This window comes from Enterococcus phoeniculicola ATCC BAA-412, from assembly GCF_000407505.1.
GTDB classification, from domain to species: Bacteria; Bacillota; Bacilli; order Lactobacillales; family Enterococcaceae; genus Enterococcus_K; species Enterococcus_K phoeniculicola.
This window is the reverse complement of the sequence record NZ_ASWE01000002.1, coordinates 651355-672542: the sequence shown is the minus strand read 5'-3', so window position 1 is coordinate 672542 and position 21188 is coordinate 651355. Positions and strand designations below refer to the sequence as shown.

General features: G+C 36.4%; 16 protein-coding genes and 1 other annotated feature. Of the genes, 14 read left to right on the top strand and 2 right to left on the bottom strand.

Annotated features, from left to right (window positions below):
- Positions 1-89: 89 nt before the first annotated feature.
- From I589_RS09860 to pheT, 5 genes are all read left to right on the top strand, one after another.
- Complete coding sequence (locus tag I589_RS09860; RefSeq protein ID WP_010767587.1) at positions 90-3644, top strand: PD-(D/E)XK nuclease family protein; 3555 nt, start codon at positions 90-92, stop codon at positions 3642-3644.
- A complete protein-coding gene (gene addA, locus I589_RS09855; RefSeq protein WP_010767588.1) occupies positions 3637-7371 on the top strand; it encodes a helicase-exonuclease AddAB subunit AddA in 3735 nt (1244 codons plus the stop codon). The genes I589_RS09860 and addA overlap by 8 nt, the downstream gene beginning before the upstream one ends.
- A gap of 63 nt (positions 7372-7434) precedes the next feature.
- Positions 7435-7779 carry a winged helix-turn-helix transcriptional regulator gene (locus I589_RS09850; RefSeq protein WP_010767589.1) on the top strand — a complete coding sequence of 115 codons (345 nt, stop codon included), beginning with the start codon at positions 7435-7437 and terminating at the stop codon, positions 7777-7779.
- A gap of 41 nt (positions 7780-7820) precedes the next feature.
- Positions 7821-8027: a binding site (T-box leader), on the top strand.
- Between the two features lie 60 nt (positions 8028-8087).
- Positions 8088-9131, top strand: a complete 1044-nt coding sequence (gene pheS / locus I589_RS09845) for a phenylalanine--tRNA ligase subunit alpha (protein ID WP_010767590.1) — start codon at positions 8088-8090, stop codon at positions 9129-9131.
- A gap of 2 nt (positions 9132-9133) precedes the next feature.
- Positions 9134-11554 carry a phenylalanine--tRNA ligase subunit beta gene (pheT, locus tag I589_RS09840; RefSeq protein WP_010767591.1) on the top strand — a complete coding sequence of 807 codons (2421 nt, stop codon included), beginning with the start codon at positions 9134-9136 and terminating at the stop codon, positions 11552-11554.
- A gap of 634 nt (positions 11555-12188) precedes the next feature.
- On the opposite strand, the gene trpS is transcribed toward pheT, so the two are convergent.
- Positions 12189-13199: a tryptophan--tRNA ligase gene (gene trpS / locus I589_RS09835; protein WP_010767592.1), complete on the bottom strand. Its 1011-nt coding sequence runs from the start codon at positions 13197-13199 to the stop codon at positions 12189-12191.
- A gap of 302 nt (positions 13200-13501) precedes the next feature.
- Between trpS and I589_RS09830 the strand changes: the two genes are divergently transcribed.
- The 4 genes from I589_RS09830 to I589_RS09815 are packed head-to-tail and all read left to right on the top strand — an operon-like array spanning position 13502 to position 16401.
- Positions 13502-14239, top strand: coding sequence for an amino acid ABC transporter ATP-binding protein (locus I589_RS09830; protein WP_010767593.1), 738 nt, complete (start codon positions 13502-13504; stop codon positions 14237-14239).
- A 50-nt stretch (positions 14240-14289) separates the two neighbouring features.
- Positions 14290-15069: a transporter substrate-binding domain-containing protein gene (locus tag I589_RS09825; RefSeq protein ID WP_425386986.1), complete on the top strand. Its 780-nt coding sequence runs from the start codon at positions 14290-14292 to the stop codon at positions 15067-15069.
- A gap of 12 nt (positions 15070-15081) precedes the next feature.
- Positions 15082-15729 carry an amino acid ABC transporter permease gene (locus tag I589_RS09820; RefSeq protein ID WP_010767595.1) on the top strand — a complete coding sequence of 216 codons (648 nt, stop codon included), beginning with the start codon at positions 15082-15084 and terminating at the stop codon, positions 15727-15729.
- Positions 15730-15744: 15 nt separating this feature from the next.
- Positions 15745-16401 (top strand): amino acid ABC transporter permease, encoded by a 657-nt coding sequence (locus tag I589_RS09815; RefSeq protein ID WP_010767596.1) that lies wholly within the window; start codon positions 15745-15747, stop codon positions 16399-16401.
- An 87-nt stretch (positions 16402-16488) separates the two neighbouring features.
- On the opposite strand, the gene I589_RS09810 is transcribed toward I589_RS09815, so the two are convergent.
- Positions 16489-16704 carry a hypothetical protein gene (locus I589_RS09810; protein WP_010767597.1) on the bottom strand — a complete coding sequence of 72 codons (216 nt, stop codon included), beginning with the start codon at positions 16702-16704 and terminating at the stop codon, positions 16489-16491.
- Between the two features lie 174 nt (positions 16705-16878).
- On the opposite strand from I589_RS09810, the gene racE reads away from it, so the two are divergent.
- From racE to dapD, 5 genes are all read left to right on the top strand, one after another.
- Complete coding sequence (gene racE, locus I589_RS09805; protein ID WP_010767598.1) at positions 16879-17712, top strand: glutamate racemase; 834 nt, start codon at positions 16879-16881, stop codon at positions 17710-17712.
- A complete protein-coding gene (gene rph / locus I589_RS09800) occupies positions 17699-19042 on the top strand; it encodes a ribonuclease PH (RefSeq protein ID WP_010767599.1) in 1344 nt (447 codons plus the stop codon). The genes racE and rph overlap by 14 nt, the downstream gene beginning before the upstream one ends.
- Positions 19043-19045: 3 nt before the next feature.
- A complete protein-coding gene (locus I589_RS09795; protein ID WP_010767600.1) occupies positions 19046-19570 on the top strand; it encodes a metallophosphoesterase in 525 nt (174 codons plus the stop codon).
- A 138-nt stretch (positions 19571-19708) separates the two neighbouring features.
- The gene (cbpB, locus tag I589_RS09790) at positions 19709-20206 is read left to right on the top strand and encodes a cyclic-di-AMP-binding protein CbpB (protein WP_010767601.1); all 498 of its coding nucleotides are present in this window, start codon (positions 19709-19711) and stop codon (positions 20204-20206) included.
- Between the two features lie 74 nt (positions 20207-20280).
- Positions 20281-20982, top strand: a complete 702-nt coding sequence (gene dapD, locus I589_RS09785; RefSeq protein ID WP_010767602.1) for a 2,3,4,5-tetrahydropyridine-2,6-dicarboxylate N-acetyltransferase — start codon at positions 20281-20283, stop codon at positions 20980-20982.
- The last annotated feature ends 206 nt before the right edge of the window (positions 20983-21188 follow it).

Sequence of the window (21188 nt, the reverse complement as noted above, 5' to 3'; positions counted from 1 at the left end):
GAAAAAAAAGAACAAACGTTCCTTGTTTTTGTTATAATAGAAGTGCGTAACTCCATTTTGTTTCATTTAAAAGAAAAGGTTGTGATTGTGTGAGTTTACAGTTTATTATTGGTTCTGCCAACCATAATCATCAAGCTTCTTTAATTGAAGAAGCGAACGAATGGCTTTCTAAAAACCCAAAAAATGAGGTTTATTTTCTAGTTCCTAACTATAATAAATTTGAACAAGAACAAGAAATTTTATCTAAGCTTCGCCACTCAAAAAAATTAACAGCTATTAGTACGACTAAGGTACAAGTCTTTAGTTTCTATCGTTTAGCTTGGTTTTTTCTTCAGCAAACAACATTACTATCAGGAAACGAGTTAAGTGAAGCGGGAGCTGCAATGATTTTTCGCCAAATTTTAGAAAAAGAGCAAGAAAATCTTACTGTATTTCGTGGAGAAGTAAATAAGACAGGATTTATTCAACAGTTATACTCTTTATATACGGAGTTGAAAAGTGGAAATATTACCCCTGAAGATCTCCAAATAACATATACAAATCCTAAAGCAAAGCAATTAGACGAGCAGCTGAAATTAACCGATTTATCTTATCTTTTTTCAAAATTTGAAGAAGAGTTACTCAACCGTGATATCCATTCACCAGATGTTTTAGATTTGTTAATGAGCTATTTACCAACAATTGATTTAACACATACGAAATTTATCGTTTCTGGCTTCTCTCATTTTAACGCGCAGGAACATCAGTTAGTTTCTACTCTGATGACTTACGGACACCTATCTATCGCACTAATTCTTGATGTAGGGTATCCAGCAGAAAAACCGCAACCGTTAAATTTATTTAGAGAGACTGGGGAAGTTTACTATCGGTTACGGCAAGTTGCCGCTGAGAGGGGTATTCAAACTTTCATTGATAAAGTTGCTCCAGTTAAACAAAAGATTGAGGAATTTGATGCGCTAAATAATTTATGGATTGCTACACAAAATCAAGAAAAGTTTCAAAAAAAACAATTCAATCATACACAGGCAATTCAAATTTGGAGGGCTGAGACACCTACTGTGGAGATTCAACACATTGCTGTTGAAATCCGAAGACTCGTCTCTGAAGAACATTATCGTTATCGAGATATTCAGCTACTAACAGGGGATGTAGATTTATATAAACACTTAATTGAACCTGTATTTACTCAAATGGATATTCCTTGTTACATTGATGAAGATCAATTGATGGAGCAACATCCACTAGTTGAGTTTCTAAATTCACTTTTCGCTATAGATCGTTATCAGTTTCGTTTAGCGGATATTTTCAGATTCTTACGGACAGAATTATTTTTACCTAACTCAGATAGTGATACTTGGTTAAAGCAACGTGATAATTTTAGACGTAAGGTAGATATAACAGAAAATATCTCATTAGCGTATAATTTCCAAGGGAGTTTTTGGACTAGGGAGCGTGACTGGCATTTTATTTCCTATGATTTTGAATCAGAGACATTAAATGAATCCGAGTCGTTAGAAACTCTCTCTAATGAGATTAGAAAACTAATCCAAAATCGACTGCCTGAATTTTTTAAGACGATAAAAAAGGCGAAAACTGGGAATGAAGCCGCAGTATTTTTATACAAATTTTTAATAGCTTCCGGAGTTGAAACTCAGCTAATTGCCTGGCGAGATCAAGAGGTTGCTAGAGGAAATTTAGAAGCAGCTAGAAATCACGAGCAAACATGGAATGCGTTCATTGACTTACTTGATGAATATGTAACTATTTATGGGAGAGAGTCATTTGATTGGCGCGCATTTCAAGATATTTTGAGTAGTGGTCTTGAAAATCTTAGCTATGGGAAAATTCCGACCGCTATTGACCAAGTACAAGTAAACAAGCTTGATTTGGCACGAATTGATCAAGCAAAAATCACATTCGCTATTGGATTAAATGATCAGATTTTCCCAGGTCATTCTGAGACTAAAGGACTGTTAACAAGTGAGGAACGTCAACTGCTAAATGAACGTTTAGAGGATAATCAATATTTAGTTGATGCATCAAGCCAATCAATGTCTCAAAAACCTTTTCAGGCATATTTAGTATTCTTATCAGCAAGCGAAAAACTTTATCTTACGTATTCTGCAAACTATGATACACAAAAAAACTTGAGACTCTCACCTTATGTATCAAGAATAAACGACTATTTAGGGATTCCTATTCAAGAAAAAATCTCTTTACATTTAACAAGTGAACTCTCTCAATTCGTAGGGACGTATAGAAGCTTAATCAGTAGTTTAAATACGTTGTATCGATTATCAGATGAAGAAAAAGTAAATATTCCACTGAATTGGCAGACAATAGAAAAGAAATTGAAAAATTCATCTTACGCGCCGCTTGCTGAAAAGGTTTTTTCTAGTCGCTCTTATCAAAATATCCCTGTGTCACTTTCAGCTGATCTTGCTGAAAAATTATATGGGGAAGATTTATATGCATCCATCTCTCGTATGGAAAGCTTCTACAACTGTCAATACAAATATTTTGCTAATTTTGGATTGAAGCTAAAAGAAAGGGAATTGTATGGTCTAACGCCTGCAGCAACTGGCGATTTTTACCATGAGGCTTTGGATCAATTCTTTAAGCTTCTCTTTTCAAAAGACTTATTATTGACTGATTTAAACGAAGAACAACGGTCAGCCTTTGCTGAAGAAGTGTTAAAAAATGTCTTTGGAGAAATTCGATTTGAAATTTTAGCAAGCTCAGCACGTATGAATTATATTCGTCATCAGCTTAGCCAAACGATTCAAAAAGTCGCTTGGGCCTTACAAAAACAAAGTCAGCGAACTAACATGAGTCCTTTACAGACGGAAATTCTCTTTGGACAGATAGCTGGAGAAAAAGGAATCCCAGGGATTGAGCTTCCTTTAAACAACGGTGGAAAACTTCACCTGCGTGGGAAAATTGATCGTCTTGATGTAGCTAAAAATGAAAATCAAACTTGGCTTAGCGTGATTGACTACAAATCAAGCGGACGAAGTTTCGATATAACAGAAGCTTATTATGGGCTAGCAATGCAGTTACTAACCTACCTTGATGTTGCACTTATGGATGCTACGAGACTTACTGGACAAGCAAAAGAGTCTATTCATCCAGCTGGTGCATTCTACTTACATGTCCATAATCCTGTATTAACCTCTGAAAACTCAATAGAAAAAGAAACATTAAAAAAATATAGCTATGATGGACTATTTGTCGATGAGCCTGAATTATTTTCAACGTTAGATAATAGCTTGGAAGCCAAAGAATCGTCTTTGCTTTATCCTATCAAAAAAAATGCAAAGGATCTTTATCAAAAGAATGCATTAAGTAAGGATAAATTTTTTACAGAAGATGAACTGGCAAAATTTATGGAACATAACAGAAAAAATATGAAAGAAGCGGGAAATTCAATTACCTCTGGAGAAATCCAGCTGAATCCTTCCTATAAAGATAAACAGCGTATTGCTTGCCAGTATTGTCCATTTCGCAGTATTTGTACCTTTGATGTCATGCTTAAAGAGAATAATTATCATCGCTTAGAGAAGCTAACTAAAGAAGAAGCACTACAAAAGATACAAGAAGAACAAACAAAAGCCACGGATGAAGGAGGAAACAAACATGGTTAAGATTCCCGAAAAAGGCCCGACAGAAACATATACTCCTCAACAGTGGCAAGCCATTTATGATGGGGAAGACAATCTCCTTGTTTCAGCCTCAGCAGGTTCAGGAAAAACAACTGTATTGGTACAACGGGTAATTGAAAAACTAAAAAATGGAACAAATATTGATGAATTGCTAATAGTTACGTATACAGAAGCAGCAGCCAGAGAAATGAAGGAACGTATTCAGCAATCCCTGCAAGAAGCAATCAATACAGCAGCTACGGATACTGACAAACAGCATTTTACAAAACAACTACTGCTTTTGCCAACAGCAGCCATTTCTACACTACATGCTTTTTGTCTAACTGTTATTCGTCGCTTTTATTACTTGATTGATCTTGATCCTGTGTTTCGGATGCTCACAGATGAAACAGAAACAATTTTATTAAAAGAAGATGTTTGGGAAGAACTGCGAGAAACGCTTTACGAAGAAAATGAAGCCTTGTTTTATCAATTAACGACTAATTTTTCTAATGATCGAAATGACAATGGGTTAACGGATATGGTCTTTTCTCTCTATGAATTTGCTCGCGCAAATCCTTCTCCAAAAGAGTGGCTTAAGTCTCTCGCAGAAAATTACAGAGTCGGCACTGGGATTGAAGAGTCCGCACTTTACCAAAACTATGTTCGTCCGCAAATCATCAGTCAGCTTTCTCACGCAGTTCAAAGCTATGAAAAAATGATAGAGATTTCTCAAATACCGGGTCTTGAAAAGATAACAACACTTGTTTCTGATGAAAAACACATGTTTGAGGGCTTCTTATCTTCGATTGAAGAGGACAATCTTGAAGAAGCGTATCGGTATGTTGAGTCAATTGTTTTTGAACGCTATCCATCAATTAGAAAAGAAGAGCTAAAGCCTTATTCAGTGGAAATAAAAGGGTATCGCGATAAAACAAAAAAACAATTTGAAACACTTGTTAAATCATTTTTTAGTATTTCACCAAAAAAAATGAAAGAATTAATGGCGCAATCCTTGCCATTAGTAGAACTGATGGGTGAGATTACCACTTTATTTATGGACCGCTATCATCAACGAAAGCTGGAAAAAGGTGTTTTGGATTTCAATGACTTAGAGCATTTTACCCTTCAAATCCTTGCAACATCTGCTGAAGGCAAATGGCGAGCAACCGAAGCTTCACATTATTACAGAAGCCGCTTTAAAGAAGTTATGGTAGATGAATACCAAGATGTAAATAGGCTTCAAGAAAACTTGCTTTATTGGTTAAGAGAGCCGAATGATGCACAAGGAAACATGTTCATGGTAGGTGATGTAAAACAATCTATCTACTCCTTTAGATTGGCTGATCCGACATTATTTATCGAAAAATACAATGCCTTCAAAGATGAGCATGGCGGGCGTAGAATTATTTTAGCAGAAAATTTCCGTTCACGATCCGAGGTTTTAGACTTTACCAATCTAGTATTTGAACAATTAATGGACGAGAAAGTTGGACAAATCGAATACGATGCTGCTGCAAAACTTGTTTACGGATTTCCCGCATTTCCGGAAAGTAATGAATTTAGCCCTGAATTATTAATCTATGAAAAAGAACAAGATGTCTCTTCGGAAGATTCTCTCATTCCCTCTGAGTTCATTGAAGATAAAACAGATGGCGAACTCTATATGACGGCATTAAAAATTCGAGAACTGATTGATTCTGAATTCTTGATTTATGACAAAAAAGCAAAAGAGAATCGTAAGGTTACTTATAAAGATATTGTTCTATTAACACCAACAAAGAAAAATAACCTTGCTATTTTAGATGTGTTTAAAACATTGAGTATTCCTGTCGAAGTGAATGACGCACAAAACTATTTTCAAGCAACCGAAATTCGAATTATGATTTCTTTGCTACAAATTATTGACAATCCTTTTCAAGACATTCCGCTTGTTTCTGTACTACGCTCTCCGATAGTAGGTTTACTTGAAGATGAGTTGGCTCAAATTCGAGTGAGTGATAAGAAACGTAGTTTTTATGAAGCTTTGTGTCTCTATGAAGAACAGGAAACCACCACATTAGCCGGAAAACTTTCTGTTTTTCTAGCGCAGCTTTCTTCTTGGCGAGAACTTGCAAGGCGAGAACCCTTAGCTACGTTGATTTGGACAATCTATGATGAAACGGCCTATCTCGATTATGTTGCTGGTCTTCCTGTAGGTAGTCAGCGACAAGCAAACCTAATTGCATTAGTTGACCGAGCAAAAGCGTATGAGCAAAGCAGTTTTCGAGGGCTATATCAATTCGTTCGTTTCATCGAAAAAATGCAGGAAAAAGATAAAGATTTAGCTGAACCACTTGCAGTTACCGAAGAGAATGCAGTACGCGTTATGACTATTCATGCAAGTAAAGGATTAGAATTTCCAGTCGTATTCTTATTGGATATGAGTAAACAGTTTAATTTGCAAGATGTAAAAGCACGCTACATGTTTGAAGAAAATTTAGGTGCAGGTATTCGTTACCTAACTCCTGACACACGTGTTCTGTACGATACGCTTCCTTACCAAGCAATTAAACAGGTAAAGACAATCAAGCTTCTCTCAGAAGAAATGAGAAAGCTCTACGTCGGCTTAACTCGAGCAGAACAAAAGCTGTTTCTTGTTGGTTCCTATAAGAGTAAAGAAGATACCTTAAAAGCTTGGTCAGACTCATATGAGCAGCAATCACTTGTTTTGGATTCTGCTTCTCGAATAAAAAGCCAAGGAAGCCTACTTAGCTGGATTGGTATGACCTTAATGAGACATCCTGACATGAAGCAGTATGATGAAAACTATGTGCCATACAGTCCTCTACAGGAGCATGCAGGAAGCTTTAAGATTCATTGGGTAAACCAGACACAGCTCATGGAGAAGATGTCTGAACAGATACAAGTGACATTTGAAAAAGGAAACGAAAATCAAGTGGAGCTGGCAAGAGGTGACTTGCAAAAAGTTGCCAAGCGATTAGATTTCATGTATTCTTTTCAAGAAGCAACCCAAACTACGAGTTATCAATCAGTTTCAGAAATCAAGCGTTTATTTGAAGATCCGGATGATGGACAAACAACAAAATTAACGTGGGAAAGCCATGAAGAAAAAGCACTAAATCAAAAATTTCGCTATACACAAGAAAAACTGGCGACACCGAAATTTTTAAATCAGAAACGAGAAGTTACGGGTGCAGCAATTGGAACTGCGACTCATTATGTTTTACAATTGCTGCCTATTGACCGAATTCCTTCTGAAGAAGAGATAGAAGATTTGATAAATCAACTTGTTCAAAAACGTCTAATCGCAGAAGAAGTTGCAAAAAAAATTGACAGACAGACAATTTTATGGTTTTATAAAACAACACTTGCTAATGAGCTCATACAAAATCACCAGTTTGTGAAAAAAGAACAGCCATTTTCAACATTGATACCTGCTGATGAGATTTTTACAGATTATCCAACAAGTCAGGATGATTTGCTTATTCACGGAATTATTGATGGCTACTTGGAAAAAGAAAACGAGCTCATCTTGTATGACTTTAAAACAGATTTCATTTCAAGTGAAAACCGTCAACAGTCAATTGATGAAGTGAGTCAACGCTATCTAGGTCAATTACGTCTATATCAAAAATCTCTTAGTGATGCGCTTAATAAACCAGTTACAAGAGTATATTTGATTTTATTAGCTATTCATGAAGTAATTGATGTAACTGAAAAATTATAGAAGTGCAAATCAACTTACAAAAGGTAAGCAATGTGATATACTCGATGCATGAGGTGAGGTAGAATGGAACAAGTAAAATTTGATGAGTTTACACTCTGTCCAAAATTCGAAAAAACTTTCTCTATTTTAGGAAAAAAATGGAATGGATTAATCATTGATGTCCTCCTGGAGAATGGACCACAGCGATTTGTTGACTTGGCTAATAAAATTCCAATGGTCAGTGATCGTGTATTAGTCGAACGCCTAAAAGAATTAGAGAAAGAAAACATTGTCACACGTAATATTTCTTGTCAAGAATCCAGTCGTTCAGAATATATGTTAACCGAAAAAGGGGCCGATTTGAAAGAAGCCATGGGACAACTTCAAAATTGGAGTGATCGTTGGGTAACAAAAGAAGAATGCAGTTGATTTACTTAACAAAATCTTGTACACTGTTAGTAATTGGATAAGAAAAAATGTCGATGGAAAAGAGTAATTTGGCTGAGACTTACTAGGGAGATTTGTCAGGGACTGAAAGCAAATCAAGTACTCGAAAAATGAAGTTCACTTCCGGAGTTGTCTGTGTAACTGACAGACCGGCGCAAGTCGTTAATAAATTAAGTGCGCAATCTCTTTGATTGCGAATTAGGATGGTAACACGAGCCTTCGTTCCTTGATGGATACGAGGGCTTTTTTTCGTTCATTTTTTCCAAGTAATTTTTGAGGAGGAAGCAACAATGTCTTTACAAGCACAATTAGAGTCATTAAAAAAAGAAACAATTGAAAAAATTTCAGCAGCAAATGACTTAACGCAATTGAATCAAATTCGTGTAGAAACATTAGGTAAGAAGGGACCCATCACAGAAGTTCTCAGAGGGATGAAAGATTTAACACCTGAAGAACGTCCAATAGTTGGAAGCTTCGCAAATGAGATACGTGATTTGTTGGCGTTGGAAATAGAAAATAGAAAAGTAGTCTTAGAAGCGGCTGCATTAAATCAAGCATTGGCTAAAGAAACCATTGATGTGACCTTGCCAGGTACAAAAGTACATCACGGAGCTCGTCATGTACTAACACAAATTATGGAAGAAATTGAAGATATTTTCGTTGGTATGGGTTATCAGGTAGTGGAAGGATATGAAGTAGAATCAGACCACTATAACTTTGAGCGAATGAATTTACCTAAAGATCATCCGGCTCGTGACATGCAGGATACTTTTTATATCTCAGAAGAAATATTAATTCGTACTCATACTTCTCCAGTACAAGCGCGCACAATGGAAAAACATGACTTTTCAAAAGGTGCTTTGCGAATGATCTCTCCTGGAAAAGTATTTCGTCGGGATACGGATGATGCAACACATAGTCACCAATTCCATCAAATTGAAGGACTTGTTATTGATAAAAACATAACAATGGGCGATTTAAAAGGAACGCTTGAAGTCATGATGAGAAAAATGTTTGGTGAAGATCGAAATATTCGTTTGCGTCCTAGTTATTTTCCATTCACTGAACCGTCAGTTGAAGTAGACGTAAGTTGTTTTAAATGTGGTGGAGCAGGATGTAACGTCTGCAAACATACAGGCTGGATTGAAATATTAGGTGCTGGGATGGTTCATCCTAATGTCTTAAAAATGTCAGGAATTGACCCGGAAGTTTACTCTGGTTTTGCCTTTGGTTTAGGGCCAGATCGTGTAGCGATGTTACGTTACGGAGTAAACGATATTCGTAATTTCTATCAAAATGATTTACGTTTCTTAAGTCAATTCAAGGGGGAATAACTATGTTAGTATCATATAAATGGTTAAATGAATATTTAGATTTATCATCTGTAACACCAAAAGAGCTAGCAGATAAAATGTCTGTAACAGGTATCGAAGTAGAAGGTATTGATATTCCAGAAGAAGGTTTGAAAAAAATCGTCGTTGGTGAAGTAAAAGAATGTCAGCCTCACCCTGATTCAGATCACTTATCCATTTGTCAAGTGGACATCGGAGAAGAAGAGCTGTCACAAATCGTTTGTGGTGCGCCAAATGTAAAAGCTGGTATCAAAGTAATTGTTGCGTTACCTGGATCAAGAATCGCTGGAAACGTCAAAATTAAAAAAGGAAAAATGCGTGGACAAGTATCTAATGGGATGATTTGTTCATTGGAGGAGCTTGGATTTTCAGATAGTGTCATTCCAAAAGAATTTTCTGACGGAATTTATTATCTTCCAGAAGAAGCAATCAACGGAGAGCCTGTCTTCTCTTATTTAGAAATGGATGACAGCATCATTGAATTATCAATCACGCCAAATCGTGCAGATGCATTATCTATCCGTGGTGTTGCCTATGAAGTAGGGGCGATTTATCGACAAACACCTGCATTTAATGATGAACCATTGGTGGAATCAGTGGAAAAAGCAAGTGATAAAATATCGGTTGCTGTTACCGATATAAAAGACTCTCCAGCCTATCAGATTCGAATAATCGATAATGTAAAGGTTGCCCCAAGTCCGCAATGGCTGCAAAATCGTTTAATGAATGAAGGCATTCGACCAATCAATAATGTAGTTGATGTAACAAATTACATCTTACTTTTATTTGGTCAACCACTTCATGCTTTTGACTATGACAAATTAGGGAGCAAAGAAATTCTTGTTCGTCGTGCAGCCAATGAAGAAGAGCTAATCACCTTAGATGGTGAAACAAGAACCCTATCTTCTGAAAATATCGTTATTACAAATGGCCAAACCCCAGTTGCTTTAGCAGGTGTCATGGGTGGGGCTAACTCTGAGATTTCGGATGAAACAACCACAGTTGCACTTGAAGCTGCTTTATTTGATAACGTATCTATCCGACGTACCTCAAAACAATTCAATCTTAGAAGTGAATCCTCTTCTCGTTTTGAAAAAGGAATTAACCAAGCAACAGTCGGAGAAGCGAATGAAGCTGCTGCTGCATTGATTGCGAAACTTACTGGTGGAACGGTTCTTTCAGGAGCAGTGGAAGGTGCATCTGTTCATCCTGAAAACGTAACAGTAGAAATTGAACTAGAAAGAATTAACCGATATCTTGGTACAAATCTTTCAGAACAAGAAGTAAACGAAATTTTTGAAGCTTTACAATTTGAGTATACGGCTGCTAATGGACACTATTGTGTTTCTGTTCCACCACGTCGTTGGGATATTTCAATTGAAGCAGATATTATTGAAGAAGTGGCTCGTATTTATGGCTACGATCGTTTACCATCAACACTACCGAGTGGAGAAACAGTCGCAGGAAGTCTGACAGATGAACAAATTTTAACTAGAAAAGTTCGTTCGCTCCTTGAAGGCAGTGGTGCAACCGAAGCAATTAGCTATGCATTAACGACTGAGGAAAAAGCACGTCAATTTACGATGAAGAAAAGCAATCTAACTCGTTTAGACTGGCCAATGAGTGAAGAACGTTCCGTTTTACGAATGAATTTAATCAGCGGATTATTAGATGATGTAGCATATAACGTTGCTCGTAAAAATACATCTCTTTCTTTCTATGAAATTGGAAATGTCTTTTATCAGGAAAATGATGCCAAAAAGAATCTTCCTTTAGAGGAAAATCATTTAGGTCTTGCTTTAACAGGACTTCGTGAAGTCAAAAACTGGCATCAACAAAATCTAAAAGTTGATTTTTATACAATCAAAGGGATTCTAGAAAATCTATTTGAGCAACTATCTGTTTCTGCTGATATTCGCTATCAGCCAACAACTGAAATGAAAGATATGCATCCAGGAAGAACCTCAGATATATATCTAGGTGAAGAAAAGATAGGGTTTGTAGGACAGGTTCATCCAGCTGTAGCAAAAACCTACGATATCCCAGAAACCTATGTTGCAGAATTAAATTTACACGGCTTATTAACGATGGAAAAAACAGCCTTTGTCTACAAAGCTGTCACAAAATTCCCGGCCGTTAGTCGAGATATTGCATTGTTGGTTTCAGAAGAAGTTACCAATCAAGAACTCTCTGAAACAATCAAAAAAGCAGCAGGAAAATATCTAACTGCTATTCAACTCTTCGATGTGTATCAAGGGGACTCAATTGAAGCAGGTCATAAATCAATGGCATACAGTTTAACTTTTACAAATCCTGAAGCAACACTAACCGATGAAGAAATTAATAAATCAATGAACAAAGTAATCACTGCTTTAACTGAGACTCACGAAGCAGTAATTAGATAAGAAACATACTAAGAATAGAAGGTAAACTCATCCGTTGAAGAGTTTACCTTCTATTTTCGTATTCTTTAGGTTTATAGTAAGGAGTGAAAGAAAAATCGACCATTCTCTCTCTTAGACTTCGAGTCTCTTAAAAAAATGGTCTCCTTTACTATCATTTTAAAGTATGGTTAAAGTACGTTTGAGCTTCAAGCTCATATTTAAGAAATTAGAAACGAAATGAAACAGAGAAGAACCTTTCAATCAAAGAAAGCAGATGAAAAAAAGACTTATGCACTTGCATTAGATAGTTCATGCGCAGAAGTTGCTGAGAAGCAAACGAAGTGGAGACCTTCAACTCAAGTATGTATCATGCGTAGAAGTTGTTGAGAGCGAAATGAAATGGAGACCTTCAATTCTTAAAGTGTTCCACTTTTAGAGATTGATGAGAGCGAAACGAAGTGGAGACCTTCAACTCAAGCATGTATCATGCGTAGAAGTTGTTGAGAGCGAAATGAAATGGAGATGAGTTTTCCCAACCTGTACTAATATGTTAAGAGAGGATGGGACATAACTAATTAAGCTATGTCCCATCCTCATAAAATATTAATAACTGACGGGAGCTGAACGCTTCTGTCCCGACTTCTCACAAAATTTATTAGCCGAAATACTCGATTCCCATTGCCGTTTTTACTTCTTTTAATGTTTGAGCAGCAACTTTTTCTGCCTCTTTACTTCCTTTTTCTAAAATAGCCATCACAGCTTCCGGATTTTTACTTAGTTCTTCACGTCTCGCACGGATAGGGGCTAATTCTTCTTCTAATACATCGATTAAATAGCGTTTTATTTTTACATCCCCAAGACCACCCCGACGATAGTGTTCTTTTAGCTCTTCAATTTTTTCTTTGTCTTTCCCAAATACATCAAGGTAGGTAAATACCATATTTCCCTCTACTTGACCGGGATCTTCTACATGAATATGGTTAGGATCTGTATACATGCTCATTACTTTCTTTTGAACCACTTCTGCTGAGTCAGCAAGATAAATACCATTTCCAAGAGATTTACTCATTTTGCCGTTCCCGTCAATTCCAGGTAAGCGTCCCATTCCTTTAGGAGGGAGAACCACTTTTGGTTCAACTAATACTTCTCCATAGGTATTGTTAAAACTTTGAACAATTTCCTGTGTTTGCTCCAGCATTGGTTTTTGATCATCTCCAACAGGGACAAGCGTTGCTTTAAACGCCGTGATGTCTGCTGCTTGTGAGACTGGATAAATGAAAAAGCCAGAAGGGATGCTCTCACCGAATTTCTTTTGTTCAATTTCGGCCTTTACTGTTGGATTTCTTTTTACTCGTCCAACACTTACTAGATTTAAAAAATACATAGTCAATTCTGCAAGCTGCGGAATTTGCGACTGAATGAAAATCGTTGTCTTTTCTGGATCTAATCCAATTGAAAGGTAATCCAGTGCGACTTCTAATAAATTAGTAGAAACCTTTTCTGGATTTTTTGCATTATCTGTTAAAGCTTGCATATCCGCAATCATTACATATAATTTATTTTCTGGATCTGCCTGCATCTCCACACGTTTTTTTAATGATCCTACGTAATGTCCTAAATGTAAACGCCCTGTAGGACGGTCACCTGTTAAAATAATGTTCGTCATCTAAATATCCACCTTCTTAATTCCATTTGGGAAATCCCATGCACTTAACATCTTACCTTTTTTTTGAAGGAGAAACAACTAGTAAACCTAGGGTAGATCATAAGGAATTTATAAAAGCGTTTTATTACCATTTTTTAATAATTATTACATCACAATGTAAGGTTAACGAACAAAAGATTATACTTTTATAGGTCTTTTCTTAAATAAAACTTTACACATTGATGATTTTTCCGTTATAATGTGAAATGATTGAGGGTTTGTGAGAATTTTTTAATCTAAATTTTAATTAGGAGCGTGACGTTATGGCTATGATCGAGTTTAAAAATGTAGAGAAATATTATGGAAAATTTCATGCATTAAAAACAATCGATTTATCTTTTGAAAAAGGTGAAGTCGTGGTTGTGATTGGGCCCTCTGGTTCAGGGAAAAGCACCATGCTTCGCTGTATCAACGGTTTAGAAACAATTACTTCAGGTGATTTACTGATTAATGGTCAGGATATTCATGGAAACAATGTGAAACTAACAGAAATCCGAAAAAACATTGGTATGGTTTTTCAGCATTTTAATTTGTATCCAAATAAAACCGTGTTAGAAAATATCACGTTGGCACCAATAAAGGTTCTAAAACAGGATGAAGCAACCGCTGTTAAGAATGCGGAGAAATTTTTGAAGAAAGTAGATATGTATGATCGAAAAGATTCTTATCCATCGATGCTTTCAGGTGGACAGCAGCAGCGCGTGGCAATTGCCCGTGGACTTGCAATGAATCCAGAAATGCTTCTTTTTGATGAACCAACCTCGGCCTTAGATCCTGAAATGATTGGAGACGTCCTCAATGTTATGAAAAAGCTGGCTCGTGATGGGATGTCAATGATTGTTGTTACTCATGAGATGGGCTTTGCAAAAGAAGTAGCTGATCGAGTAATCTTTATGGCTGATGGAGAAGTCCTAGAGGATAGCAGAGACGTCAACGGCTTCTTTGAGAATCCAAAAGAGGAACGTGCAAAACAATTTCTTAGCAAAATTATAAATCATTAGAAGGAGGATATTGTATGAAACGATTGAAATCAACTCTTTCAGTTTTAGTGATGGGCCTTCTCTTGTTTACACTAACCGCTTGTAAAAATAGCAGCGTGTCCAATGAGGACATTTTGGAGAGAACAGAGAAATCTCCCGAAATTATATGGGGAGTAAAGTATGATACACGATTATTTGGTATGATGAATGTTTCTACAGGTGAAGTAGAAGGATTCGATATTGATATCGCAAAAGAAATTACCAAACAAATGTTAGGAGAAGATGCCAAAGCAACTTTTGTAGAAGTAACTTCAAAAACGCGAATTCCACTATTAAAAAATGGAAACATTGATGCAATTATTGCAACAATGACAATAACGGAAGAGCGAAAAGAGCAAGTTGATTTTTCCGATGTTTACTTTGATGCAGGACAATCTCTGCTTGTGAAAAAAGGAAGTAAGATTAATGGTGTAGCTGACTTGAATAGTAATACTACGGTTTTAGCGGTGAAGGGGTCTACATCAGCAATTAATATTCGTGAGCACGCACCTGATGCAAAAATTCTTGAGTTAGAGAATTATGCAGAAGCTTTTACTGCATTACAATCTGGTCAAGGAGATGCAATGACCACCGATAATGCTATTTTGTTAGGCATGGCTGATGAAAATCCAAACTACACACTTGTAGGAGGAAATTTCACAAATGAACCTTATGGAATAGCCATAAATAAAGAACAGGAAGCCTTTTTAACAGCTGTAAACCAAGCTTTGGAAGAAATGCACAAAAACGGCACTTATGACAAAGTATATAATAAATGGTTCCCTGACTCTACAGATGGAAAAGTTCAATAAGGAGGAGAGACAATGAGTCAATTATTTCAGACCTATTCTGGAATGTTTTTTGAAGGGTTTAAAGTAACTATTTTATCAAGCCTGCTGGCCTTATTTTTTAGTTTAGTCATTGGAACACTGATGGCAATTTTTCAATTATCCAGTAATAAATTCATTCGTGGCTTTGCAAAAGCATACGTTGAATTTTTCAGAAACATTCCTTTATTAATTATTGTTATGTTTTTTTACGTCGTTGTTCCTCTTTACTGGATGAGCTTTGATGGCTTTCAAGCAGGAACAATCGGACTCACAATCTATACTTCTGCATTTATTGCAGAAACGGTGCGCTCCGGGATTCAAACCGTTCCAAAAGGACAAACAGAGGCAGGTTTATCTTCTGGGTTCACTTATGCAGAGACAATGCGCTACATTGTTTTACCTCAAGCATTTAAAATTGTAGTGCCTCCTCTAGGAAATCAGTTTATCAATCTTGTAAAAAATTCTTCTATTTTAGCAATGGTAGCTGGTGTTGACTTAATGTATCAAGGCGATCTAATTGCAAGTACGACATTTAACACGTTTGATACTTATATCATTGTTGGATTATTTTATTTAGTCATTACTTTACCGTTATCTTACTTAATGGTTTATTTAGAAAAACGTTGGGCAATTCGCTCATAGAAAGGAGAGTCCTCTATGGATTTCAGTCAAGCATTTTCGTGGATGAATATCCGCTTCTTACTAGAAGGCCTGTTAGTTACCATTGAAGTCTCTCTAGTTTCTATTGTGTTCAGTTTCATTATTGGCGGACTAATTGGAATTATCCGTTTTACCAAAGTTCCTTATTTTTCCAAAATCGTTGGAATTATTACAGACATAATAAGAAACTTACCTTTGCTTCTTATTATTTTCTTTGCTTACTTTGCCTTGCCGCAAATTGGTGTGCGTTTAAGTATTTTTTGGTCAGCCGTAGCCGCATTGACTATTTTTGAATCGGCAATGCTCTCTGAAATTTTTCGTGCAGGATTGAATGCTGTACCAAAAGGGCAGATGGAGGCTGGTTTGTCTACAGGGTTAAGTTATGTCCAGACAATGGCAACTATTGTATTTCCACAAGCATTTAAATCAATGATTCCAGCAATTGTTAGCCAGTTAATCTCATTAATTAAAGATACTTCGTTAGCTGTAATTATTTCATTGCCAGAACTAACACATAATGCAAAAATAATTTATGGGCAAAATTCAAATTACGTGATTCCGATGTTTCTTGCAATGACTTTTTTCTACTTTGTGGTTTGTTACCTACTTTCTTTGTTATCTAAATATCTTGAATCTAGACAATATAACTACTAGATATTCTTCAAAGAAAAAAGACGATTCAGCCGATTCCTTCAAGTATTTATTCCATGCTTGAAGGAATCGTAAACTGAATCGTCTTTTTTAATACGGAAAACCATTGCCACTGTTTTTAGGCGGGATAGGAGGGAGCAATTCACTGATTCCATCCTTATCTTTTCCTTCTTTTGGTACATCATCGTCATCTTTATCATCTAAATTCAATTCTTTTTCAACTTTATCTAGTTCCTCAAAATCTTTTCCATGGTTGGTTTCTTCTGCAATGTCTGCGAGTTTTTTTTCAAAATCTTTTTCGGGCATAACAAATTCCTCCTCTCATTTCCTTTAGGATACCACGATTATAAAAAGGGTTAAAATGAAACGCTTTCTTAAGGTTTTCTAAAGAAAAGAAAACTTGAAAAATATGTACAAAAAGGCGACAATGGATAGGGTGAAACTTTTGTTTTACATTTCCTAATAAAGGATGGATGAATTTTGCATAATAATCAGCCAATTGGCTTTATTGATTCTGGCGTAGGAGGATTAACGGTTGTAAAGGAAGCCTTAAAACAACTACCAAATGAAAATATACTTTATGTTGGTGATACAGCACGTTGTCCATATGGTCCTCGTCCAGAAGAACAAGTCATTGAATATACTTGGGAAATGACTCGATATTTGATGAAGAGAAACATTAAAATGCTTGTTATAGCATGTAACACCGCAACAGCTGTCGCATTAGAAGAAATTAAAGAAGCATTAGACATACCTGTAGTTGGCGTGATTTTACCTGGGACTCGTGCGGCGTTAAAAGCAACAAAAAATAATAAAATAGGGATAATTGGTACCTTAGGGACGATTAAAAGTGGTTCTTATGAGACTGCACTAAAGCAAAAAGCACCTCAAACTACAGTTACCAGTTTAGCCTGTCCAAAATTTGTTTCGATTGTTGAAAGTAATGAATCTCATTCTTCTGTGGCAAAAAAAATTGTCGCAGAGACACTTCAGTCTTTGAAACACAAACAATTAGATACACTGATTTTGGGTTGTACACACTATCCGTTACTTCGTCCAATTATTCAAAATGTGATGGGACAATCTGTTACCTTAATTGATTCTGGTGCAGAAACAGTTAGTGAAGTAAGTATGCTATTGGATTATTTTTCCATTGCAAATCGTCCAAGTCGTCAATCAGAGAAAAGAATTTGTGACTTTTACACAACCGGCTCTGCAACTATGTTTGAAGAAATTGCAAAAAGCTGGTTAGACTTATCTACGATTTCGGTTTCACACATAGAGTTAGGAGGAACTACTTATGCGTCACGATAGAAGAAGCGAACGAGAATTACGAAAGATTACTATACAAACCAATGTATTTAAACATCCTGAAGGCTCTGTACTCATTTCATTTGGCGATACTAAAGTAATCTGCTCTGCTACCGTTGAAGAGTCTGTTCCGCCATTTTTACGTGGTGGAGGAAGCGGATGGGTAACAGCGGAATACAGTATGTTGCCTAGAGCCACAAATACACGTAATCGACGTGAGAGTGCAAAAGGAAAACTAAGCGGTCGAACAATGGAAATTCAACGATTAATCGGTCGTGCGCTTCGTGCAGTGATTGATTTAGAAAAATTAGGCGAGCGAAGTATTGTGATTGATTGTGATGTGATTCAAGCAGATGGCGGAACACGCACTGCTAGTATCACTGGCGGATTTGTTGCATTAAAATTAGCAATCAATCGCTTGCTCCAAACAAACCAATTGGAAGAAGATCCTATAAAAGAGCACCTTGCAGCAGTTAGCGTAGGAATTTTACCTGATGGCTCATGTGTAGCTGATTTAGATTATGTGGAGGATTCGACTGCATTTGTCGATATGAATCTTGTCATGACCGAATCTGGTCAGTTTGTGGAAATTCAAGGGACTGGTGAAGAGGCAACATTTAGTGGAGAAGAATTAAATACGATGCTCTATTACGGCAAGGGCGCGATAGAGGACCTCATTGCCTATCAAAAAGAAGCGCTGTTGGCGTCTGAACCTGTTTCAGTAGCAATACCAGAAAATACTTTAGTCATCGCTACCAGAAATCCTGGTAAAGCAAAGGAATTCGCTTCTTTATTTGCTCCGTCTGGCTATACGATTAAAACATTATTAGATTATCCCGAGTTACCTGATATTGAAGAAACTGGAAAAACCTTTGAAGAGAATGCGCGTTTAAAAGCAGAAACTATTGCTCAACTCATTCAACAACCTGTTTTAGCAGATGACTCAGGATTAAAAGTAGATGCTTTAGGCGGCATGCCAGGAATTTATTCAGCTCGATTTGCAGGGGAACCAACTAGCGATGCGGCAAATAATGCCAAGCTTCTCCATGAACTTACTGATGTTGAAGATGAGAATAGAAAAGCACAGTTTCACTGCACATTAGTGTTTGCAGCGCCAAAAAAAGAGAGTCTTGTTGTGGAAGCAGAATGGCCTGGAAGGATTGGTCGTATCCCACGTGGCGATCAAGGCTTTGGCTATGATCCACTATTTATTGTAGATGGACTTGAAAAAACTGCAGCAGAGCTTGACCCTTCTGAAAAAAACAAGCAAAGTCATAGAGGGCTTGCAATGGAAAAATTAAAAAAACAATGGAAAGAATGGTTGGAGGCATAATAGATGAAGTATTTAGTAGTAAGTGATAATCATGGAGATCGTCAAATTCTTCTTGATCTAGTTGAACGGTATAAAGAAAAAATGGACTATTTTTTTCATTGTGGGGATTCAGAACTAGATAGTCATGACAAGCTTTGGGATACGTTTATTGTTGTGCGCGGAAACTGTGATTATGGCGGAGATTTTCTGGAACGACAAACAATCAGTACGCAACAGGATATTGTCTATATCACACACGGTCATCTGTCAAATGTTCGCTTTGGATTAACTCAACTTTCCATAGAAGCAAAAGAATCCAATGCAACAATCAGTTTATTTGGGCATACTCATCAAATCGGTTGTGAGGTTGTAGATGAAATACTTTATTTAAATCCGGGAAGTATTTCACAGCCTCGTGGACCAATTCAAATTCCTTCTTATGCAGTGATTGACAGTACGCCTGATGCATTTGATGTACAGTATTATAATCGTGCGCATCATCCAGTAGAGGAGCTTCATTTTTCATTTCCTAAATTAACTAGAGAATAGATAAATGAGCCTTTAAAAGACTATCTTTACTCATTAAAAAAGTAATAAGATTTTCAATAATTTCGAACTTTACAGCATATCCACCCATGTTTTCGGTAAAATAGAATTGTTGATTGAAACTGAAATGGAGGCAATCGAATGATTGGACCTACGGTAAAAGAATTGTTACTAGAAAATCAAGAAACCTTTTTAATTCCAGCAAAGAATGTTGCAAATGTTATGTATCAAAATCCATTAGATCACTGCTTACTGGTGTTAACGAAAGTTGGCTATAGTAAAATCCCTGTCTTAGATAAAGGGGATCGATTTGTTGGATTAGTCAGTTTATCTGAAGTTGTTGAAAAAATGATTGATTTAAAAGAAATCGATATGGAAAAACTAAACGGACTCACAGTAGCTGACGTCATGCAGACACATGTCTCTGTTGTATCGGAGAATTGGGATTTAGAAGAGGTGCTACATTTATTGGTAGACTTACCTTTTCTTCCAGTTGTAGATGATCAGCAAATTTTTAAAGGAATCATTACAAGAAAAGAAATTTTAAAAGCAGTGAATCATATGTCTCATGAATTAGAACGCCGAAACTTACTTCTATCAAAGACAGATCCTATTTTAGAAAAACAAAAAATTGTGTAATTATTTCCTATCACTTCACATTCTTCTTATTTTTTGATACGCTTAATTTTATAATAGAAGAAAGGGCGTGAACGATGGACGCACATGAGATTATTCGTCATATTGGAAATGCAAAAAAACGAACACCCGTAAAAGTGACAATAAAAGGAAACTTAAAAGAGCTGATCTATCCAGATGATATACGCTCATTTACAAATTGTAAAACCGGAACGCTCTTTGGTGAATGGGAGGTCATCAAGCCATTCCTAGAAGAAAATAGTTCACTTATTAGTGATTACGTTGTAGAAAATGACATGCGTAATTCAGCAATTGCGCTATTGGACAAAAAAGAGCTGAATGCACGAATTGAACCTGGGGCGATTATTCGCGAACAAGTTGAGATAGGCGATCATGCAGTGATTATGATGGGCGCCATTATTAACATCGGTGCAGTTGTTGGTGAAGGAACCATGATAGATATGGGCGCTGTATTAGGGGGACGTGCTATTACAGGAAAAAACTGCCATATAGGGGCAGGAACTGTCTTAGCAGGTGTCATTGAACCACCTAGTGCAAATCCTGTTGTAGTAGAAGACGATGTATTAATTGGCGCAAATGCAGTTGTATTAGAAGGAATTCGAATTGGTAAGGGCGCAGTAGTTGCAGCTGGTGCAGTGGTTGTTCATGATGTTGCTCCTTATACAGTAGTAGCTGGTGTACCAGCTAGAAAAATAAAAGATATTGATGAACAAACAAAAGGCAAAACTAGTATGATGGAAGAGTTACGTAACTTATAATACTCAATAACTGAATATTTTTTCTTCAATAGATAATAGTTTCCCGGAGGCAGATGCCTTCGGTTTTTTTGTATATCACAAAAGTTATTTTAATAAAAATTCATTAAAAAAATATTCACCTAAAATTATTGTAGTTATAATGGAGAGACAATTTTTTTCACTAGCTATGCTATAATTTATTTATTCTTGCATAAATTATTATTTTA

What these genes read in the sequence shown, in the direction of transcription:
- addA (WP_010767588.1), top strand. Translation starts at nt 3,637, where the DNA reads ATGGTTAAGATTCCCGAAAAAGGCCCGACAGAAACATATACTCCTCAA.
- I589_RS09850 (WP_010767589.1), top strand. Translation starts at nt 7,435, where the DNA reads ATGGAACAAGTAAAATTTGATGAGTTTACACTCTGTCCAAAATTCGAA.
- pheS (WP_010767590.1), top strand. Translation starts at nt 8,088, where the DNA reads ATGTCTTTACAAGCACAATTAGAGTCATTAAAAAAAGAAACAATTGAA.
- pheT (WP_010767591.1), top strand. Translation starts at nt 9,134, where the DNA reads ATGTTAGTATCATATAAATGGTTAAATGAATATTTAGATTTATCATCT.
- trpS (WP_010767592.1), bottom strand. Translation starts at nt 13,199, where the DNA reads ATGACGAACATTATTTTAACAGGTGACCGTCCTACAGGGCGTTTACAT.
- I589_RS09830 (WP_010767593.1), top strand. Translation starts at nt 13,502, where the DNA reads ATGGCTATGATCGAGTTTAAAAATGTAGAGAAATATTATGGAAAATTT.
- I589_RS09825 (WP_425386986.1), top strand. Translation starts at nt 14,290, where the DNA reads ATGGGCCTTCTCTTGTTTACACTAACCGCTTGTAAAAATAGCAGCGTG.
- I589_RS09820 (WP_010767595.1), top strand. Translation starts at nt 15,082, where the DNA reads ATGAGTCAATTATTTCAGACCTATTCTGGAATGTTTTTTGAAGGGTTT.
- I589_RS09815 (WP_010767596.1), top strand. Translation starts at nt 15,745, where the DNA reads ATGGATTTCAGTCAAGCATTTTCGTGGATGAATATCCGCTTCTTACTA.
- I589_RS09810 (WP_010767597.1), bottom strand. Translation starts at nt 16,704, where the DNA reads ATGCCCGAAAAAGATTTTGAAAAAAAACTCGCAGACATTGCAGAAGAA.
- rph (WP_010767599.1), top strand. Translation starts at nt 17,699, where the DNA reads ATGCGTCACGATAGAAGAAGCGAACGAGAATTACGAAAGATTACTATA.
- I589_RS09795 (WP_010767600.1), top strand. Translation starts at nt 19,046, where the DNA reads ATGAAGTATTTAGTAGTAAGTGATAATCATGGAGATCGTCAAATTCTT.
- cbpB (WP_010767601.1), top strand. Translation starts at nt 19,709, where the DNA reads ATGATTGGACCTACGGTAAAAGAATTGTTACTAGAAAATCAAGAAACC.
- dapD (WP_010767602.1), top strand. Translation starts at nt 20,281, where the DNA reads ATGGACGCACATGAGATTATTCGTCATATTGGAAATGCAAAAAAACGA.